Source organism: Curtobacterium flaccumfaciens UCD-AKU (assembly GCF_000349565.1).
GTDB classification, from domain to species: domain Bacteria; phylum Actinomycetota; class Actinomycetes; order Actinomycetales; family Microbacteriaceae; genus Curtobacterium; species Curtobacterium poinsettiae.
The window spans coordinates 140,548-159,237 of record NZ_KB714617.1; the positions used below are offsets into that span (position 1 = coordinate 140,548).

Genomic DNA, 18,690 nt, shown 5'->3' on the forward strand with positions numbered 1-18,690 from the left:
GCGGCACCGCGTGTCTAGATCCTGGGTGTCGGCGCCCCGTACGTCAGCGGCCCGTCGACCAGGGCGACATCGTGCCACGCACCGTCGACCAGCGAGGCCTCCGCCGCCTCGACGATCGACGCGGCAGCGAGCCCGTCCGCGACCGACGGCGCCAGCTGCTCCCCGCGCCGGACACTCGCGATGAACTGCGCCGCCTCGATCGTCTTCAGGTCGTCGTAGCCCATCGCGGTGCCGGCGCCCGGCTGGAAGCGCGCGAACTCGCCGTCACCCGAGGCGACGTAGTGGGTGGCGTACCCGTCGACCTCTTGTCCGTCGAGGTACACCTCGAGCTCGTTGAGGCGCTGGAAGTCCCACCGGACCGAACCGCGGGTGCCGTAGATCTCGAGCGTGTACTCGGCGTGCGGCCCGCGCATCACCCGACTCGAGTCCATCGTGCCGACCGCACCGTCCTCGAACCGGAACAGCAGCGCGGCGTAGTCCTCGTTCTCGACGGCGCCCAGTTCACCGGTCGCCGCCGCACTGCGGTCGACGATGCCGGCAGCAGGCCGGGGCCGCGACTCGATGAACGTCTCCGCGAGCGCACTGACCGAAGCGATCCGACCGACCACGTACTGCGCCAGGTCGAGCCCGTGTGACAGCAGGTCGCCGAGCACGCCCGATCCTGCGCGCTCACGCTCGAAGCGCCAGGTCAGCGGGGCCGCCGGGTCGGACGAGTAGTCGGCGAGCAACGAGCCGCGCACGTTCGTGATCCGGCCGAGCCGCCCGCTGCGGACGAGTTCACGGGCACGCTCGATCGCCGGGGCGTGCCGGTAGTTGAACCCGACGCTCGTGATGACGCCCGCCTGTTGCACCGCCTGGTGGATGGCGCGGGAGTCGCTGGCGTACCGCCCCATCGGCTTCTCGATCCAGAACGGCTTGCCCGCCTCGGCCGCGGCGACGGCCATCTCGCGGTGCAGGAAGTTCGGCGAACAGATCGACACGACGTCGACGGCCGGGTCGGCGAGGACCTCCTGGTAGTCGGCGACGGCACGTTCGTACCCGAGCCGCGTCACCGCCTGGTCGCGCGCCGCCTCGACCGGGTCGGCCGCGACGACGAGCCGCGGCTGGACGCCGAGCTCCGGGAAGTGGTCCGGCAACGCCCGGTAGGCGCGCGAGTGCAACCGCCCCATCCAGCCGACCGAGATCAGCCCGACGCCGATGCTGTCCATGGAGAACTCCTTCGTTCAGGTGACGCGCGTTGGAGCGCGACAATGACCCTAGCCGATGCTGCGGACTTTGTCAGCACATGCCGCAACCGCCTGGAGGGCCGGTGCCGGTCTCAGGGACCGGCACCGGGCCTCCAGGCTGGTACGGCAGCGCCCGGGGCGCGACCCCGCGGTTCCGACCGGGGATCGCGCTGCGCAGCTGGTCACGTCTCAGTTCGCGGGGACGATGATGTCGCGGACCAGGGCATCGAGCTTCGCGTCGGCGTCCAGGAACTGCCGGAGCGTCGTCACGGTCGCACCGAAGCGGTCGAACTCGTCGATGGTCATGCCGTCCACGTCGTAGCCGCGGGCGAACTCCGGCGTCGCCGCCCGGAGCGCCTCGATGACGTGCACGGGGACCTCGTCGTCGATGGCGTGCGGGCGGAACGGGAACGCGTTGTCGTTGATGTCCTTCGTCCACTGGAACGGCGGCGAGACGACGAGGTCACCGCCCTGGAACTCGGACCACTGCAGCGCGTTGCGGAACGCGGCGACCAGCACGCGCGAGCGGAACCCCCGCTCCTGGAAGACGCGGTAGGCGTTCTTCACCGCCGCGACACCGGCCCACTCGAGGATGCCCGGGTCCACCATCACGTGGTCACGCTTCACGACGGTCTTCAGCCAGTCGTCGAAGCGGCCGGCCATCAGAGTGACGACGTGGCCGAACTCCTGCTCCGGCTTGCCCTCGGCAGCACGGCGGTCGAGGGCACGCTCGATGGCTTCGCCCACGGCGACGACCTGCGGCACGGTGAAGGACACCGTGGCGTTGATCGAGACCCCGCGGTAGGCGGCTTCCTCGATCGCGGCGATGCCGACCTTCGTGGCGGGGATCTTCACGATGATGTTCGGCGCGAGCTGCGAGAACCGCACGGCCTGCTCGACGAGCGCGTCCTGGTCGCGGTGGAACCGGGGATCGGTCTGCATCGACAGTCGACCGTTGCGGCCGCCGGACGCCTCGAACGCGGGCAGCAGCTGCGCCGCGGCGGCGATGGAGAGCTCCTCGACGGCCTTCCAGCCGATCCAGGACTCCCCCGCCGTCGGGTGCTCGGCAGCGATCGCACGGATGCGGGGGACCCAGGTCTCCGGGTCCTGCTGGATGCAGGTGTACGCGATCACCGGGTTGCATGTCGCCCCGACGGCACCGTACTCGTGGATGGCGGTCGACAGCTCCCGCGGGTCGGCGGAGTCGTTCCACAGGGCGGTCGGGGTCTGTTCCGCGGCCTGCAGGGTGACGGGACGGGAGTCGGCGTCGGTGGACGCCTGCGTCTCGAGGGTGGTGGTCATCGGTGGAGTCCCTTCGTGATCGTGTCGAGCTGGAACCGCGACACCGCGTCGGCGTTCTCGTCCTCGGCGAAGACGCTCGAGACCGCGACGGTGTCCGCGCGCGCCGAGAAACCGACCCGGTCGAGTGCCGCCCAGAAAGCGTCGAAGTCGACGTCCGCCTGGCCGACCGGCAGGTGCTGGTGCACGCGGACCGGGTTGCCGGGCGGGTTCGTGATGTAGCGCAGGCCGTGCGAGCGACGGTGGTCGTACGCGTCGGCGACGTGGACCAGCTGCAGCGAGTCACCGGCGGCGTCGATGATCTCGTCCATGTTGCCGCCGTAGTGGAACGTGTGGCAGGCGACGTACACGAAGCCGACGTGCTTCGAGTTCAGGCCGCGGATCACCCGGAGCGCCTCGAGCCCGTCCTCGACGAAGTCGTCGGGGTGCGGGTCGATGAGCACCCGGATGCCGGCGTCCTCGATGATCGGCAGCAGTTCCTCCATCGACCGGTAGAACTGGTCCTCGGACTCCTCGGCGCGCTCGGGGCGGCCGGAGAACTCCGTGTTGATGGTGTCCACGCCGAGGCGCTTCGTGATCTCGATGACCCGCTTCCACTTCCGCACCGCAGCCTGTCGGGCGTCCTCGTCCGGGCCCGACCAGCGCAGCACCGGCAGCACGCTCGCCACCTGGACCCCGGCGTCGCGGCAGGCCGCGGCGAACGCGTCGACCAGGTCGTCGTCGGCCTTGGGGTGCCGGTAGAAGGGGATGAAGTCCTTGTGCGGGGTGAGCTGCAGGTACTCGTAGCCGAGCTCCGCGACCTTCCGCGGGAACTCGAGCAACGACAGGTCGTGGTGGAACGGGGTCGGGTCGAGCGCGATCTTCGGCATCGATCAGGCCCCGGCGAGCGCGGCGGTCGCGTCGCTCGTCGCGTCGCTCGTCTCGTCGTAGAACGCCGGCTTGGTGACCGCGTACTCGACCACTTCGTGCGCGCCGGACTGCTGGGCCCGGACCGCGACCTCGGCGACGACGGATGCGGTGTAGCCGTCCCAGGCACTCGGCCCGTCGATGCCACCGGTCCGGGCAGCGTCGACCCAGCGCTGGACCTCTTCGTCGTAGGCGGCACCGAAGCGCTCCTTGAAGGACGGCGTGACGCCCTGCGAGGTCGCTCCGGCTGCGACGAGCGAGAGCGACGTGTCGCGGCCGATGTACGCGACACCGGACTCGAACACGGCGTCGGTGGTGACCTGGTAGCCGAACTGGGCGTTGACGTTGATCTCGACGATCGCCATCGTGCCGGACTCGGTGGTGAACAGGACGAACTGCGGCTCGGGCAGGTCGGCCGGCGCGAGGGAGTTCTTGCGCGGCTTCTTCACCTCGACGCTCGTGATGGCTTCGCCGGTCAGGAACGGGATGATGTCGATCTCGTGGATCACCGAGTCGTGGATGAGCATCGACTCGCTGAAGTTCGGCGGCGTCGTCGGGTTGCGGTGCGCGTGGTGCAGGGCGAGCAGGGCACCGTTCGCCCCCGACTCGCGCAGGGCCTTGAGCTCCTGGTACCCGGCGTCGAACCGGCGCATGAAGCCGACCTGGATGACGGGCCGGGCGGCGTGCTGCTGCTCGAGCTCGACGATGCGCAGCGAGTCCTCGGCGCTGGTCGTCAGCGGCTTCTCGCACAGGACGGTGAGGCCGCGCTCGAGCGCGGTCACCAGGATCGGCTCGTGCAGGAAACCCGGCGTCGCGATGATGACGGCGTCGATCTCGGTCTGCTCGAGCGCCTCGTCGAAGGACGCGGCGGTGATCGCACCGGGCGCCAGGGCGGCTGCCGCAGCGGCACGGGCCTGGTCGGGCTCGACGACGGCGACGACGTCGGCGTTCGAGATCTTGGCGGTGATGCGGCGGACGTGGTCGGCGCCCATCATGCCGGCGCCGACGACGGCGACGCGGAGGTTCTGCGTGGTGGTCATGGTGGTGTTCTCCTGGTGGTTGTTGACGCTGCGTGGACGGCGCGTCAGGAGGCGCGGGCGGCCGAGGTCGAGCCGAAGATGTGCTGGAAGGTGCGTTCGGCGATCGGGCCGGGGGCGTCGACGGAGCAGCCGTACATGTCCTGCTCGACGATGCCGAAGACGTCCGGGTTGATCGCGGCGACGGCCTCGATGATCGGGGCGAGCTCGGGGGTGCCGTGCGGCGGCTCGGTCATGATGCCCTGCGACACCGCGGTCGCGAACGGCACGTCGTTCTTGAGCACGTCGAACAGCAGGTCGGTGTCGACCTGCTTCAGGTGCAGGTAGCCGATGCGCTCCGGGTGGGCGGCGATGAGCTTGAGGTTGTCGCCGCCGTAGTAGGCGAAGTGGCCGGTGTCGAGGCAGAGGTTCGTGTACTCGGGGTTCGTGACCTCGAGGAACCGGACGGTCTCCTTGTAGGTGCCGACGTGGCTGTCCGCGTGGGTGTGGAACTGCTGGTGGACGCCGTACTCCTCGAGCAGCGCCTTGCCGAGCTGGTCGTGTCCCTTGCCGAGACGCTCCCACTGCTCGTCGGTGAGCGTGCGCGCCTCGAGCACCTCTTCGGTGGCGTCCGAGCGCCACAGGTCGGGGATCGTCACGAGGTGCTCGGCACCGAGCTTCGCGGCCAGGCCGGCGACGGCGACGGCCTGGTCCCACGCACGCTGGAACTGGTCCTCGCCCTTGTGGAACCCGGTGAAGACCGTGCCCGCTGACAGCTTGAGCCCGCGGGACTCGAGCTCGTCGGACAGCTGGGACGGGTCGGTCGGCAGGTACCCGTACGGGCCGAGCTCGATCCACTCGTACCCGGCAGCGGAGGCCTCGTCGAGGAAGCGCTGCCACGGCACCTGCTTCGGGTCGTCCGGGAACCAGACGCCCCACGAGTCAGGTGCGGTGCCGATGCGGATCGAGGCGGGCGCCGCGTCGGTGGCGGGGCTGCCGATGGGGGTGGCGGTGTCGGTCATGACGTCGCTGTCGCTTTCTGTCTCGTGAACGGTTCAGCCGAGCAGCGGACGCTGCGTGGCGACCTGCTGCTCGTACTCGGCGCGGGCGGCCTGGGTGCTGGGGAGGGTGGAGGTCTGCGCGACCGGCACGTCCCACCAGCCGTCGCCCTCGGGGGCGTAGACCAGCGGGTCGGAGTTGATGTGCACCAGGGTGGTGTGGTCGTTCGCCTTCGCCTGACGCAGCGCGGCCTTCAGGTCCTCGATGCTGTCCGGACCGGGCTGCACCTCGATGACGTCGACGCCGTACGAGCGGGCGTTGGCGGCGAGGTCGACGGGCAGGGGCTCGCCGTTCTCGAACGACTCGGTCTCGTCGAGGTAGCGGTACTTCGTGCCGAAGCGCTCGGAGCCGACGGTCTCGGACAGGTGCCCGATCGACGCGTACCCGTGGTTCTGGATGAGCACGACGATGATCTTGATGCCCTCGGCCACGGCGGTGACGAGCTCGGTGTGCAGCATGAGGTAGCTGCCGTCACCGACCATCACGATCGCGTCGCGGTCCGGCGCCCCGCGCCGGACCCCGATGCCGCCGGCGATCTCGTAGCCCATGCACGAGAACGCGTACTCGACGTGGTACCCGAGCTCGTCGCGCACCCGCCAGAGCTTGTGCAGGTCGCCGGGCAGCGAGCCCGCCGCCTGGATCACGACGTCGCGCGGGTCGGAGACCGACTGCACGGCGCCGATGATCTCGGGCTGGCCGGGCAGGTCCGCGCCGGACGGCGCGAACGCGCCGTCGACGGCGGCGTCCCACGCCGCCTTCAGCGAGGCGATCTCGGAGGCGTAGCCGGGCTCGACGACGTACGCCGTGTCCGACGTGAGCGACTCGGTCAGGGCGACCAGGGCCTCCCGGGCGTCCGCGATCAGCGGCAGCTGCGATCCGTGCTTGTAGGCGTCGAACGCGGCCACGTTGACGTTGACGAACGTGACGTCGGGGTTCTGGAACGCCGTGCGCGACGCCGTGGTGAAGTCGCTGTAGCGGGTGCCGATCCCGATGACGACGTCGGCCTGGGCGGCGATCGCGTTGGCGGCGGCGGTGCCGGTCGCGCCGATCCCGCCGAGGTACTGCGGGTGGTCCCAGACCAGGGACCCGCCGCCGGCCTGCGACGTGCCGACCGGGATCCCCGTGGCCTCGACGAAGGCACGGAGCTCGTCGGCGGCGTCGGAGTACAGGACCCCGCCGCCGGCCACGATGACCGGACGCCGGCCGGCACGGATCGCGGCCACGGCACGCTCGAGCGGGCCACGCTCGGGCAGCGGACGGCGGATGTGCCACTCACGCGGCTGCAGGAACGCGACGGGCACGTCGAACTCCTCGGCCTGGACGTCCTCGGGCAGGGCGATCGTCACCGCACCGGTCTCGGCCGGGTCGGTCAGGACCCGCATCGCGGCGAGCGCGATCGAGAACAGCTGCTCCGGACGCTCCACGCGGTCGAAGTAGCGCGACAGCGGACGGAAGGCGTCGGTGACCTGCAACGACGTGTCGTGCGGCAGCTCGATCTGCTGGAGCACCGGGTCGGTGGTGCGCGTGGCGAAGGTGTCCGACGGCAGGAGCAGTGCCGGCAACCGGTTCGTCGTGGCGAGTGCTGCGGCGGTCAGCATGTTGGCGGCACCCGGGCCCACAGACGCGGTCGACGCGAACGTCGCACGGCGGCGGTGCATGCGGGCGAAGCCGACGGCCTCGTGCACCATCGCCTGCTCGTTGCGGGCCTGGTGGTACGGCAGCAACCCGGGCTGCTCGACGTGGAGCTGCTTGATCGCCTGACCGACCCCGGCGACGTTGCCGTGCCCGAAGATGCCGAAGATCCCCGGGATGGTGCGTTCACGGAAGTCACCGTCGACGGTCCACTGGTTGGCCAGGAACTCGACGAGTGCCTGGCCGACGGTCATCCGACGCGTCGCGCCGGCCTGGCGCGTGGTGGTGGTCACGCGTCCTCCTTCTGGTAGGGCAGGCGCGGGTCGAGCTGCTCGCTCTCCCACGCCCGGCGGACCCAGCCGTGGGCCGGGTCGTCGGTGATGTTCCAGACGCGCTCCGGGTCGGGCCCGGCCATCACGTTCAGGTAGTACATGTCGTAGCCGGGAGCGGCGACCGCGGGTCCGTGCCAGCCGTAGGGCACCAGAGCGACGTCACCGGTGCGGACCTGCCGGAACTCGTCGATGGCGCGGTCGTCCGAGGCGTAGGTGCGGTGCAGGGCGAACGGGTCTGCGGCCTCGGGAGTGATCGACTCGAGCCCGCGGGACACCGCTGCCTCGTAGTAGTAGATCTCTTCCAGGTTGGACTCCGACCCGGGCACGTTCGTGTCGTGCTTGTGCGGCGGGTACGACGACCAGTTGCCGGCCGGCGTGATCACTTCGCACACGATGAACTTGACGGCGTCGAGCGCGGCCGGGGTGCCGAAGTTGTGCACCTGGCGGCTCGACTGCCCGGCGCCGCGGAGCTCCACCGGCACGTCCGGCCGGGCCACGTACGTGGTCGGCTTGACGATGTCCGTGGGGGCTTCCGCGACGGCGAACCGACCGTCGCCGGTGATGGTGGCCGCGGAACCGGAGCCCAGGTACAGGACGTCGCTGGGACCGTCGAAGACGCTCCCCCGCCCCTGCAGGTCCTGCTCGCCGTCACCGGCGGCGCCCGAGTGGGTCACGTGGAACGACCCGGCGAGCGGCACGATGATGCGCTCCACGGCGTCGGCGGGGAGGCGCAGCTCGCCCCCGTCGGCCACCGCGCCGGTCCGGAGCCCGGTGTGCGCCCATCCCTCGATGCGTCCGTCGACGACGTCGGTCCAGCCCGCTTCGGGCCGGGAGCCGGCCGGGATGAACCACTGGTCGTGCTGGTGCTGTTCGTTCGCCATGCTGCGGCTCAGTCGTTCGACGGGAAGCCGAGGTTGATGCCGCCGTGCGACGGGTCGAGCCACCGGCTCGTGATCGCCTTCTGGCGGGTGAAGAAGCTCACGCCGTCGGCCCCGTACGCCTTGTGGTCACCGAACAGCGAGTTCTTCCAGCCACCGAACGAGTAGTAGGCGACGGGCACCGGGATCGGGACGTTGATGCCGATCATGCCGACCTGCACGTCGCGCTGGAACCGTCGGGCTGCGCCGCCGTCGTTCGTGAAGATGGCGGTGCCGTTGCCGTACGCGCCGGAGTTGATGAGCTCGAGGCCCTCTTCGTAGGTGGCGACGCGCACGACGCTCAGCACCGGACCGAAGATCTCCTCGGTGTAGACGCGGCTGGTGGTGGGCACCTGGTCGATCAGCGTCGGGCCCAGCCAGAAGCCGTTCTCGTCGCCGTCGGGTCGGACGGTGCGTCCGTCCACCACAACCACCGCACCGTCCTGCTCTGCGACCTCGATGTACGAGGCGACCTTGTCACGGTGCTGCTTCGTGACGAGCGGCCCCATGTCGCACCCGCGACGACCGTCGCCGATGCGCAGGGTGGCCGCGCGGTCCTTGATCTTCTGGATGAGCTCATCGGCCACCGGCTCGACGGCGACGACGACCGAGATCGCCATGCAGCGTTCACCGGCCGAACCGAAGCCCGCGTTGATCGCGTTGTCGGCGACCAGGTCGAGGTCGGCGTCGGGCAGGACGAGCATGTGGTTCTTCGCGCCGCCGAGGGCCTGCACGCGCTTGCCGTGCTTCGTGCCGGTCTCGTAGACGTACTGCGCGATGGGCGTGGAGCCGACGAACGAGATCGACTCGACGTCGTCGCTGGTGAGCAGACCGTCGACGGACAGCTTGTCGCCGTTGAGCACGTTGAAGACGCCGTCGGGCAGCCCGGCCTCCTTGAACTTCTCGGCGAGCCAGATGGCGGCCGACGGGTCCTTCTCGCTCGGCTTCAGCACGACGGTGTTGCCAGCGGCGATCGCGATCGGCAGGAACCAGAGCGGCACCATCGCGGGGAAGTTGAAGGGGCTGATGATGCCCACGACGCCGAGCGGCTGGCGGATCGAGTAGACGTCGATGCCGGTCGAGACCTGGTCGGAGAACTCGCCCTTCATCAGGCTCGGGATGTTGGTGGCGAGCTCCACGACCTCTTGCCCACGGGCGATCTCCCCCATGGCGTCGTCGATGACCTTGCCGTGCTCGCTCGTGATGATCTCGGCCAGCTCGGCCTTGTCGCGGTTCAGGATCTCGCGGAACGAGAACAGGATCGCCTGGCGCTTGGCCAGCGACAGGTTGCTCCAGCCGGGGAACGCCGCCTTGGCGCTGCCGATGGCCGCCTGGATCTCGGACTCGTCGGCCAGCGCGACCTGCTTGGTCGCGACGCCCAGCGCCGGGTCGTACACCGGTGCCGTCCGCCCCGACGAGGACGGGACGCGAGCCCCGTCGATCCAGTGCCCGACGGTGGTGGTGGTCGTGTCGGTGAGCGTCATGCGTTGGTTCCTTCCGAGATGGACGAGTCCATGGTGGTGGCGCCCGCGAGCCGAGCGGCTGGGTCGTGGGCATCTGTGGAGAACCCGGCCCGGGCCTCCTGGCTGTGGACGAGACCGGCGGCCACGTCCACGGCGGCGGCGACGTCGCCGTCCGAGGGGTAGAGCAGGGTGCGTCCGACGACCAGGCCACGGACGCCGGGCAGGGCCAGGGCGTCAGCCCACTTGGCGTACGTCTCCAGCGGGCGCGAAGCCGGGTCGCCGCCGAGCAGCAGCGTCGGCAGCGTCGTCGCGGCCATCACGCGCTCCATGTCGTCGACGACGGGGATCTTGAGCCAGCTGTAGGCGCTGGACTCGCCGAGGCCGGCAGCGATCGCCATCGAGGTGATCACGGCATCGGCCGACAGGTCGTTGACGACCCGGCCGTCCCGCCACTCGGACATGAACGGCTCGAGCATGATCGGCAGCTGGAGTGCCGCGGCTTCGCTGACGGCGCGGGCCGTGGCCTCGAGCGTCGGCGCGGTGCCCGAGTCCTCCAGCGCGATGCGCACCAGGAGCTTGGCGAAGTCGAGCCCGGAGTCCTTGATGGCCTGCGCCGAGTACGCGGTGTACCGGTCGTCCATCTCGAACGTGGCGCCGCGGAGTCCGCCGCGGTTCATCGACCCGACGACGACCTTGCCGTCGAGGGCGCCGAGCAGTGCGAGGTCCTCGAGGATGTCGGGGGTGCCGAGCACGCCGTCGACCCCAGGACGACCGAGGGCCGTGACGAGCCGCTCGAGCAGGTCGTAGCGGTCCGCCATCGCGGACTCGTCGTCGCGCACCGCCAGCGCACCGCGGGCGGGGTGGTCGGCGGCGACGATGAAGAGCTTGCCGTCGTCGGCGAGCAGGGAGCGCTTGCGGCGGGCATCGAGCGTGGCACGCACCAGGTCCGGCTGGCCGGCACGGATGTCGCGGAGGCGCTGGAAGTCAGCGGGGCTGAGCTCAGGCATGGGTCTTCTCCTCGGTGTGCGTCTCACCCGTGTGGTTCGTGCCCTCGGCCGGGTTGTCGGTCAGGAACTGCTCGATCTCGTCGCTCGTCGGCATCGCCGTCGAGCACTCGAACCGCGTCGCGACGATCGCGCCGGCTGCGTTGCAGAACGCCAGGATCCGTTCGAGGCTCCAGCCCTGCAGCAGGCCGTGGGTCAGCGCGCCGCCGAAACCGTCGCCCGAGCCGAGCCCGTTCACGACGTCGATGTGGTGCGGACGGAACTCGACGAACTCGTCGCGGGTCTTCGCGAGCACGCCCTTCGGTCCCTGCTTGACGATCGCGATCTCGACACCGCGGTCGAGCAGGGCGTCGGCGGCGCGGACCGGGTCGGTCTCACCGACCGCGACCTCGCACTCCTCGCGGTTGCCGACGGCGACGGTGGCGTGCTCGAGGGCGATCGCGACCTCGCGCGTCGCGGCCTCGGGGCTCGACCAGAACATCGACCGGTAGTCCAGGTCCAAGACGGTGTGGGTCTTCGTGCTGTTCTGCGCGGCGGACCGGGCTTCGTAGGCGACGTGGTGCGCCTGTCGACTCGGCTCCTCGCTGAGGCCGGTCACCGTGGTCCAGAAGATCTTCGCGCGCTCGATCTCGTGCAGCGGCAGGGACTTCGCCGTGATCATCAGGTCCGGCGCCTTCGGGGCCCGGTAGAAGTAGAGCGGGAAGTCGTCCGGCGGGAAGATCTCACAGAAGGCGACGGGGGTGTTCAGCCCCTCCACCGTCTCGACGAACGCGTTCGCGACGCCGAACTCGGGCAACGTGCGGGCGATGTACCGGCCGAAGGGGTCGTTGCCCGTCCGGGTGATGACCGCGGCGTCCGCGCCGTGTCGAGCAGCGGCGATGGCGACGTTCGTGGCGCTGCCGCCGACGGACTTCGAGAAGGTCGAGACGTCCTCGAGCGGGCCGGTCTGCTGCGGGTAGATGTCGACGCTGACGCGTCCCATCGTGATCACGTCGTAGGCGTGGGGAGCTTGGTTCGTCATGCGACGCGGTGGACCTTCCGTGCGGCTTCATCGGCGGACGATCACGACTGTACACCCTGTTTGCCCTAATGTCATGACATGGATTCCACTGTCCGCCACGCTGGTCCCGTGGCGGCAGTCAGGCCGGGTCTGCGAGGCGCGTCGGTGTGCCGGGAGGCGCGGTGTCGGTGGGTTCTGCCAGGGTCGCGACATGCAGATCCTCGCCCTGGTCATCGGTCTCGTGATCGGCATCGCCGTCGGTGCGGTCGTCGCCTGGTCGCTCGCCCGCTCGCGCGCGGGCATCGACGCCGCGTCGGCCCGTGCGACGGCCGAGGCGCTCCGTGGCCAGCTCGAGGCGGCCCGACGCGACGCCGAGGAACGCCTCGACGCCCAGGACACGCAGTACCGCCGCCAGGTCGACTCGCTCGAACGGCGCTCCGCCGAGCTCGAGCACCTGGTGCAGCGCATGCACGGCGTCGACGCGGCACGGAACCAGAACGAGTCCAAGGTGCTCTCCGCGCTCAGCCCCGTGGCGCAGACGCTCGACGTCATGCGCACGAAGATCGCCGAGCTCGAGCAGTCGCGGAGCGAGCAGTACGGCGCACTGTCGGCGCAGCTCCGGTCGGCCGCCGAGTCGGAAGAGCGCCTGCGCGCCACCGCCGACACCCTGGCCAGCGCCCTGTCGTCGAACAGCACGCGCGGCGTCTGGGGCGAGACGCAGCTGCGCAACGTGGTCGAGGCCGCAGGGCTGCTCGAACGCGTCGACTTCGACGTGCAGTCCTCCGTCACCACCGCCGTCGGCTCCGCCCGGCCGGACATGGTCGTGCACCTGCCCGGCGGCAAGACCATCGCCGTCGACGCCAAGGTGCCGTTCAGCGCCTACCTGCAGGCCGCCGAGATCCCGGCGACCGCCACCGGTGCCGAGGCAGCCCGACGCGACCAGCTCATCGCCCAGCACGTCAAGGCGCTCCGAGCCCACGTCGACGCCCTTGCCGCACGGGAGTACTGGACCGGCTACGACGCCTCCCCCGAGCTCACCGTCGCCTTCATCCCGTCCGAGTCGCTCATCTCGAGCGCCCTCGCCGCCGACCCCGGCCTGCTCGACCACGCCTTCCGCAAGCGCATCGCGCTCGCCTCTCCCGTGACCCTGTGGTCCGTGCTCAAGACCGTGGCGTTCTCGTGGCAGCAGGACGTCGTCTCGCAAGAGGCGCACGAGCTCTTCAAGGTCTCCCGCGAGCTCTACGGCCGGCTGTCCACGATGGCCGGGCACGTCGACAAGCTCGGCCGCTCGATCCGGGGCTCCGTCGTCGACTACAACCGGTTCGTCGGGTCCCTCGAGCGCCAGGTGCTGCCGAGCGCTCGTCGGCTGTCGTTGCTCGACGAGTCGAAGGTCATCGCGGACCCGTCCCCGATCGAGGACGAGCCGCGGCTGCTCACGGCCCCGGAGCTCGTCGGCGCCGGCGACGAGGACTGAGCCGCTCGCTACGATCGATCGTCATGGGGAAGCACTGCAGAACCATCCCGGCGACCGCGAGTTCCCGGTCCGTCCACGCTGGCGACACCGGGCGATGGTCGCCAAGGCGCGGAAGCAGACCGGGCGACGACGGGACCGCGCCGCAGCGTGGATCACCATGTCGATCGCGATCGTGGCGTTCTTCGTCGCCCTCGTCGCCGCCACAGCCGGTCCGTACGACGTCCGGGCGCACTTCGGGTACGGCATCCAGGCGGTGTGGCGCTGCTTCCTGATCGCCGTCGTCGTGTGGTTCGTGCTGACCTTCATCACCTCGCTCCGTGACATCGGGCTGCCGGTGCGGGAACAGCGGCGGTACCGGGAGCGCACCGGCGCCCGCGAGCTGCCCGTCCGCCGACTGCAGCAGCTGGCCCTCGCCTCGTTCGGCGACTTCCACGACGGATGGTGGCCGGCGTCGCTCGCCCCGTACGGTTCGCGGGTGGAGCTCGGCGGCGAGTACCTGCAGGACACCACGTCGTCGCCCTTCGTGACCATCTCCCTGCGCCCGCTGACGTTCCTGCGCCGCGAACTCGACGGGACCTACAAGATCGCCAGCGGGCGGGACGCACAGGCCTTCGCCGTCGACCTGCTCGGTCCGAAGAGCGTGTCGTGGCAGTTCCTCGCGTTGAGCCGATCCGCCGAGGGTGAGACCCGGCTCACCCGGCTGTCCTCACTGCTCGGCACCGACCCGTGGGCAGGGTCGAGCCTGCTCGAACGCCGAGCGGACCGCCCGCCGAAGCTGCTCTGGTCGATGGACGTCAAGAACGCGGTCACCGCCGTCAGAGGTGCGTACGCCGCCGGGCTCCTGAACGAGGACGATGCCTGGTCGTCGATCGACCTGGTCTCCGATGTCGCCTTCACCCTGTTCGACTCGTGGGACGACTACTTCGACAACCTGCGGGCCGCGTACGCCCTGGTCTACGACGAGCTCAAGACGGTGCAGGAGTTCGATGCTGGGCGGCGTGAGCTCTTCGCCTCGAACTGGCCGATCACGCGGCTGCCGTGGCCGGCGTCGCCGGGGGTGCTGCTGCCCCGGACCGTCAGCGACCCGCTGTGGGCGGACGAGGACGACGCGTCGGTCTCCTGACCACGACAGGATCACCCTCGGGGCGACGGCTCATGCGTCGGAGTACCCGGGGAGCGCGCGGACGGCCTCGGCGTTGCGGCCCCACTCCGTTGCGATCCGCCTGCGGAGCACTTCGACGTCGATCACCTTGAACCACCTTCGTACGTGTAGCGACCAGGAGCCTTCGCAGCGACAGGGCGCTGCTCGACCGCCAGTTGACCGCCTTCACCGAGAGTCTCGCTGGGAGGAGTGCACGCGATTGCCCCGTCGACACTCGTTCGTCTCGTTGCCTCGCCTGGGCTGCCCGACCAAAGATCTGTCGAACTTCACAAGAGATCCGCCGGGAGGAAGGGCGACACAACGTCATCGAGGTGCGCATCGATGGCACTGGCCACCGCAGGCAGTTCCATCGCCCAGTACCCGATGAAGCCTTGACCGTACGAGTCACCGGGTTCGACCCGTTCCAGGGACCCCATCCAGCTCATCGACTTCATACGCGTTGGCCAGTCCGTTAGATAGGTCTGGATCGTGCGGTCCGCTTCTTCGGGCCGTTGAAGAACCGCCAGCAGAGGCCGCGCAACCCTGGGCGTCGAAGCCGCAGGGGATCCGCTGGGAAGGGCCAGCCGGTGTGCAGAAGCAAGAGCCGAGAACAACGGATCCGCGCCCTGCCTGATCACGGACTCGACTATCGTCCGCGCGCTGTCGTCCCGACCACAGCCCGTCGTGATCCCGAGAAGTTGCAAGATGCTGGTGTAGTACTCGTTCCCGTCGCTGAGGCGGGGCGAAGGACCGGCATGGGAGAGCGCGGAAGTGACCCAAGCACGGTACGAGGCCGCGACGGACTCGGCTACATCGCCGATCTCATCGACGCTGACACCTGCGGAGTACTGCACGACCAGATGCTTGAGGCCCATGTGCCATTCGCCGCGCAACGCCCTCAGTCGCTTCTCCGCATCCGTTGCTCGGTGCACCGCTGCCCTGCGCCCCTCCCAGTTGGTTGAGGTGACTTGGATGGCACTCCGCCAGTAGCGACCGTTGAACTCACTCGCCCGTTGGCGCAGCCCAGCATTCCGTCGGAACAGCGGCATCAGGATCGGGAGGTTTCCGCCGAGATGTACTGCGCGGGAACGAACAAGGCCAGGGTCACCCGGTCGTGCCCCTCCGAGAACTCCACGCCCTCCAGGTGGGCGTGAGCTGCATCGATTCGCAACAGGACGGGAGCGGTGGACTTGCGCCGCCCAGCCTGCATAGCCAGCTCGCGATCGGTCGTCAGATGCGCGTACTGGCGCCCCATCGGCAAGAGCCCGTCGCGCAGGATCGACTCAGCCGCAGCGGGGGAAGTTGCATGCCAGAGCACCGGCTGCGGAACGATCGCCGGCTTCACGATGCGCTCGTCCGTCGAGTGCCCGTACTGAGCACGGATCCGGTCGCTTTCGACGACGAAGCGCTGCTTGTCGGACTCGGCGACCACGCGGCGCAGATCTTCCAACGATGCCTGAATGCCCGACCGATCCAAAGCGTCGGCAAGATCTGCGAGCGGGGCGCTCCCGTCAGCGCCGAGTTCCAGCCCGTACGCACCCGGTTCGTGCCGCAACGCGTGCGACATCGCCTTGCTGATCGACGTGTCCCTACGAGGCATGTCTCAGTCCTCTTCCTGCTCCGCGAGCCACGCTGCTCGATGCTCCTCCATCTCCTCCCACCAGACGTCGAAGGACGTCCACTGCCCCCGGTCATCCGTCCCAGGTGAAGCAAACGTATGGATGATCAGCATGGGAGGGTCGCCCGAATGGTCGCCACCGTCAAAACAGAACACATCGTCTGTGTCCTGGTGCTTTGCGAAGGGTACGAGGGAACGGGTCGGATACTGCTTCGCGACGATTTCAGCCCAAAAGTACAAATCGTCTTCATACTCAACAAGCCACGACCATGGTTCGACCGCCGGCAGATCATCAGCGGCGACCAGGTGCAGGAAGCGATTCGGGAAGAGGAAGAACTCTGGCTGGATCAGCCGGATAACGACCAGGCGTTCGTCGACGGTGAGGTGACGAAGAGCTCTCATCCTGCACCCCCTTGCGAGACGGAATGTGTCGTCGTAGTTGTAGGGTTCGCCGGTAAGTCGGTCGGTGTTGTTTGCAGGAGACGGACTTCTGCGAGAACCGAACGGCCCCGGGTTCCACGATGGCCGCCCAGTACACCTTCGAATCACTCATGGCCCCTCCCAGAGGTCCTCGTTCGGGCAGCCGGGCGGCTCATCCGTCCTGCTGGCCGTCGACGAGGTCGACTGGATAGTACGGCGACGACCGCAACACGGAGTCGTCGAGCCCGCGCGCCACGACGAGCCCAGCCGCCTCCCAAGCCCAGTACCCGAAGTACGTTTCAAAGTTATCCCCCTGCACTGCCTTCAGCGCTGGGGCCCACCAAATGAACGAGATGTTCTTCTGCCAGGCTTGCACGTACCTGTTCAGCGCAGAAATGGCGCGATCCGGCGTCCCGGTCGCGGCCGTATCGAGGTTCTGGAACGGCCGCTTGTGCCACACGGTGTCCCGCACCGGTTCGACCCCCAACAGCGTCCCGAGCACTGGGTCAGCGCCTCCAGCAGCAGCAACGATCTCGATCAACCGATCCGTCAACGCCGAATTGACGCCGATGCACCGCGCTACCGACGCCAACCACAGTGCGTAGTAGTACGGCTGCTTGTCGTTGAACGTCAGCGCTTCTAGCGGGAAGCCACCGTCGGACACGGCAGCGTAGCGGTTCCAGTTCTCCCAGATAGTGACGACCGACTCGAGATCATCCGCGAGGAGTGACGTCGGAAAGCCCGCCGAGTACCGCGCGCCCAGCAGAAAGAGCGCGTTGTCGAAGTTCGCGGTCGTTCGAATAATCCCAGCTCGCACGTCGTCGGCCCGGAACACATGACTGAACGGGCGGAACCCCTCGACGCCGCGCGTCAAGACTTCTATTGCATCGGTCCAGTAGGCCGCACTCACTCGGCTGTCGCGTGGAGTCATGTCTTTTAGCGTAGACGTGCCGCCGCATCGAGCAGTTGCGGCAGGCACGAGCCGTCCGGACTGATCTTGATGACTGCGCGCTCGAGCGTCTCATCCGCTCGAGCCGGAACTGGCTTCACCGAGACCGACTGATGACCCGCTGGCCCCGTTCCTCTATTTGCGATTCAACCGATGTGTTTGTTTGAAGAGTGAAACAGGCACTGCCGTCTTTTGGTACAACAAAGGGGCCATTTCCAGCTAGGCTAAACAACGGGTTTTGTGTCTCGTAATACTCTCGGCTGTTGTAAAGAACGATCCACCAATCGTCGGTCTCGATCCATCCCCTATCCCAAATAAGGTCTTCGTCAGCGCGCACTTCCTTCGCAAATTCATCCTGAGCATCTTTGAGAGTTCGCATGCACCATCACCGTGTCTTGAGTAGGAAGAGTTGATCGAAGTTCTCCAACTTGGCAAACGTTCCTGACTGTCCGTCGAGGAACACAACACCATTCCGATCGTGAACAACGTTGAACACGTGGCCGACTGGATTGGTACCCGCCCTGGTCCCGAATACAACGCCACGAGCCCCCTCACCAGCGGACTCGAGCCTAGCGACGATCGAATCGTACGACCGCACCGGTTGGAAGTCTCGGATGGACTTGCCGAAGTGCTCAGCGACGTCGGCGACGCTCGCGCCTCGCGTGAAGACGGGCATTGCCGAGACGGCTTTCCCATCGAGCACATGCTCCGTCGCGATGACACACCTCGTGCAGTTCATGCTGAACCCGTCCACACCCCGGGCGAGCCGCTCCGCGTTGACCATCTTCAGTGGTCCGTACTCCCGCTCGAAGACTGAGCGGAGAACTTGCGGGTCTGCGGAGTCAGCATGAATCGCCCGACGGAGACCGCGAGGAACGCTGGTTGCGAGGTCGCGGACCATCGGCACACCGGCATTCAGAGAACGGACTGCCCTGGTGCCGGACGTGACATCCCCGGCCGCGGTCAGCATCCCCGTGAACTTTGCCGTGCGGGCTCCTGCCGACAAGGCACCAGCGGCCGGCACGCAATCAACGAGTGCGAACGCGAGGTCCCACCCGTCGGCTTCGCCCTTGCTCATCTTGTACAACGTGTCCGCCAACACCACGAGCGCGATCGCCGCGATGACCAACGTCCACGGCCCCGGGATGATCATCGCGATGATCCCACCCACCGCCACGACGACCTTCGCCACCGACACGATGGTCTCCCACGCCTCGGACCCGAAGATCTTGTC

Annotated in this window: 18 protein-coding genes; 2 read left to right on the top strand and 16 right to left on the bottom strand. The window is 68.5% G+C overall.

The genetic code is table 11. From position 1 onward, the window contains the following. Positions 1–14: 14 nt before the first annotated feature. The 10 genes from H489_RS28135 to iolC form a co-directional block, all read right to left on the bottom strand. The gene (locus tag H489_RS28135) at positions 15–1,208 is read right to left on the bottom strand and encodes a Gfo/Idh/MocA family protein (RefSeq protein WP_017887099.1); all 1,194 of its coding nucleotides are present in this window, start codon (positions 1,206–1,208) and stop codon (positions 15–17) included. Between the two features lie 207 nt (positions 1,209–1,415). Next, positions 1,416–2,528 carry a transaldolase family protein gene (locus tag H489_RS28140; protein WP_017887100.1) on the bottom strand — a complete coding sequence of 371 codons (1,113 nt, stop codon included), beginning with the start codon at positions 2,526–2,528 and terminating at the stop codon, positions 1,416–1,418. Continuing rightward, on the bottom strand, positions 2,525–3,394 hold the full coding sequence (locus H489_RS28145) for a sugar phosphate isomerase/epimerase family protein (RefSeq protein ID WP_017887101.1): 870 nt from the start codon (positions 3,392–3,394) through the stop codon (positions 2,525–2,527). The genes H489_RS28140 and H489_RS28145 overlap by 4 nt, the downstream gene beginning before the upstream one ends. A gap of 3 nt (positions 3,395–3,397) precedes the next feature. Beyond that, the gene (locus tag H489_RS28150; protein ID WP_017887102.1) at positions 3,398–4,471 is read right to left on the bottom strand and encodes a Gfo/Idh/MocA family protein; all 1,074 of its coding nucleotides are present in this window, start codon (positions 4,469–4,471) and stop codon (positions 3,398–3,400) included. 44 nt (positions 4,472–4,515) lie between these two features. Then, positions 4,516–5,469 carry a sugar phosphate isomerase/epimerase family protein gene (locus H489_RS28155; protein ID WP_017887103.1) on the bottom strand — a complete coding sequence of 318 codons (954 nt, stop codon included), beginning with the start codon at positions 5,467–5,469 and terminating at the stop codon, positions 4,516–4,518. Positions 5,470–5,502: 33 nt separating this feature from the next. Beyond that, complete coding sequence (gene iolD, locus H489_RS28160; RefSeq protein WP_031259701.1) at positions 5,503–7,392, bottom strand: 3D-(3,5/4)-trihydroxycyclohexane-1,2-dione acylhydrolase (decyclizing); 1,890 nt, start codon at positions 7,390–7,392, stop codon at positions 5,503–5,505. Between the two features lie 35 nt (positions 7,393–7,427). After that, positions 7,428–8,351, bottom strand: coding sequence for a 5-deoxy-glucuronate isomerase (gene iolB, locus H489_RS28165; protein WP_017887105.1), 924 nt, complete (start codon positions 8,349–8,351; stop codon positions 7,428–7,430). A gap of 8 nt (positions 8,352–8,359) precedes the next feature. Next, positions 8,360–9,871 carry a CoA-acylating methylmalonate-semialdehyde dehydrogenase gene (locus tag H489_RS28170; RefSeq protein ID WP_017887106.1) on the bottom strand — a complete coding sequence of 504 codons (1,512 nt, stop codon included), beginning with the start codon at positions 9,869–9,871 and terminating at the stop codon, positions 8,360–8,362. Continuing rightward, complete coding sequence (locus H489_RS28175; protein WP_017887107.1) at positions 9,868–10,857, bottom strand: class I fructose-bisphosphate aldolase; 990 nt, start codon at positions 10,855–10,857, stop codon at positions 9,868–9,870. Before H489_RS28175 ends, H489_RS28170 begins: the two co-directional genes overlap by 4 nt. Next, on the bottom strand, positions 10,850–11,875 hold the full coding sequence (iolC, locus tag H489_RS28180) for a 5-dehydro-2-deoxygluconokinase (protein ID WP_017887108.1): 1,026 nt from the start codon (positions 11,873–11,875) through the stop codon (positions 10,850–10,852). Before iolC ends, H489_RS28175 begins: the two co-directional genes overlap by 8 nt. 190 nt (positions 11,876–12,065) lie before the next feature. Between iolC and H489_RS28185 the strand changes: the two genes are divergently transcribed. Both H489_RS28185 and H489_RS28190 read left to right on the top strand, forming a co-directional pair. Then, positions 12,066–13,328 (top strand): DNA recombination protein RmuC, encoded by a 1,263-nt coding sequence (locus H489_RS28185; RefSeq protein WP_017887109.1) that lies wholly within the window; start codon positions 12,066–12,068, stop codon positions 13,326–13,328. 157 nt (positions 13,329–13,485) lie between these two features. After that, a complete protein-coding gene (locus H489_RS28190; RefSeq protein WP_167578304.1) occupies positions 13,486–14,451 on the top strand; it encodes a DUF1266 domain-containing protein in 966 nt (321 codons plus the stop codon). 305 nt (positions 14,452–14,756) lie between these two features. Here H489_RS28190 and H489_RS28195 read toward each other — a convergent pair whose 3' ends face one another. The 6 genes from H489_RS28195 to H489_RS0118985 all read right to left on the bottom strand — a co-directional run. Next, a complete protein-coding gene (locus H489_RS28195; RefSeq protein ID WP_235045677.1) occupies positions 14,757–15,323 on the bottom strand; it encodes a PoNe immunity protein domain-containing protein in 567 nt (188 codons plus the stop codon). Positions 15,324–15,517: 194 nt separating this feature from the next. Next, entirely contained in the window at positions 15,518–16,069 is a 552-nt protein-coding gene (locus H489_RS28200; protein WP_017887113.1) for an RNA 2'-phosphotransferase, read from the bottom strand. Between the two features lie 3 nt (positions 16,070–16,072). Further along, entirely contained in the window at positions 16,073–16,489 is a 417-nt protein-coding gene (locus H489_RS28205) for a hypothetical protein (RefSeq protein ID WP_017887114.1), read from the bottom strand. Between the two features lie 190 nt (positions 16,490–16,679). Further along, positions 16,680–17,438, bottom strand: coding sequence for a PoNe immunity protein domain-containing protein (locus tag H489_RS28210; protein ID WP_081612279.1), 759 nt, complete (start codon positions 17,436–17,438; stop codon positions 16,680–16,682). A gap of 115 nt (positions 17,439–17,553) precedes the next feature. After that, entirely contained in the window at positions 17,554–17,835 is a 282-nt protein-coding gene (locus H489_RS38825) for a YrhB domain-containing protein (RefSeq protein ID WP_081612280.1), read from the bottom strand. Positions 17,836–17,841: 6 nt separating this feature from the next. After that, on the bottom strand, positions 17,842–18,690 hold an 849-nt coding region (locus H489_RS0118985; RefSeq protein WP_031259705.1), incomplete at its 5' end, for a toxin glutamine deamidase domain-containing protein.

Coding starts and splice junctions, on each gene's coding strand:
- H489_RS28135 (WP_017887099.1), bottom strand. CDS start 1,208: ATGGACAGCATCGGCGTCGGGCTGATCTCGGTCGGCTGGATGGGGCGG.
- H489_RS28140 (WP_017887100.1), bottom strand. CDS start 2,528: ATGACCACCACCCTCGAGACGCAGGCGTCCACCGACGCCGACTCCCGT.
- H489_RS28145 (WP_017887101.1), bottom strand. CDS start 3,394: ATGCCGAAGATCGCGCTCGACCCGACCCCGTTCCACCACGACCTGTCG.
- H489_RS28150 (WP_017887102.1), bottom strand. CDS start 4,471: ATGACCACCACGCAGAACCTCCGCGTCGCCGTCGTCGGCGCCGGCATG.
- H489_RS28155 (WP_017887103.1), bottom strand. CDS start 5,469: ATGACCGACACCGCCACCCCCATCGGCAGCCCCGCCACCGACGCGGCG.
- iolD (WP_031259701.1), bottom strand. CDS start 7,392: ATGACCGTCGGCCAGGCACTCGTCGAGTTCCTGGCCAACCAGTGGACC.
- iolB (WP_017887105.1), bottom strand. CDS start 8,351: ATGGCGAACGAACAGCACCAGCACGACCAGTGGTTCATCCCGGCCGGC.
- H489_RS28170 (WP_017887106.1), bottom strand. CDS start 9,871: ATGACGCTCACCGACACGACCACCACCACCGTCGGGCACTGGATCGAC.
- H489_RS28175 (WP_017887107.1), bottom strand. CDS start 10,857: ATGCCTGAGCTCAGCCCCGCTGACTTCCAGCGCCTCCGCGACATCCGT.
- iolC (WP_017887108.1), bottom strand. CDS start 11,875: ATGACGAACCAAGCTCCCCACGCCTACGACGTGATCACGATGGGACGC.
- H489_RS28185 (WP_017887109.1), top strand. CDS start 12,066: ATGCAGATCCTCGCCCTGGTCATCGGTCTCGTGATCGGCATCGCCGTC.
- H489_RS28190 (WP_167578304.1), top strand. CDS start 13,486: ATGTCGATCGCGATCGTGGCGTTCTTCGTCGCCCTCGTCGCCGCCACA.
- H489_RS28200 (WP_017887113.1), bottom strand. CDS start 16,069: ATGCCTCGTAGGGACACGTCGATCAGCAAGGCGATGTCGCACGCGTTG.
- H489_RS28205 (WP_017887114.1), bottom strand. CDS start 16,489: ATGAGAGCTCTTCGTCACCTCACCGTCGACGAACGCCTGGTCGTTATC.
- H489_RS28210 (WP_081612279.1), bottom strand. CDS start 17,438: ATGACTCCACGCGACAGCCGAGTGAGTGCGGCCTACTGGACCGATGCA.
- H489_RS38825 (WP_081612280.1), bottom strand. CDS start 17,835: ATGCGAACTCTCAAAGATGCTCAGGATGAATTTGCGAAGGAAGTGCGC.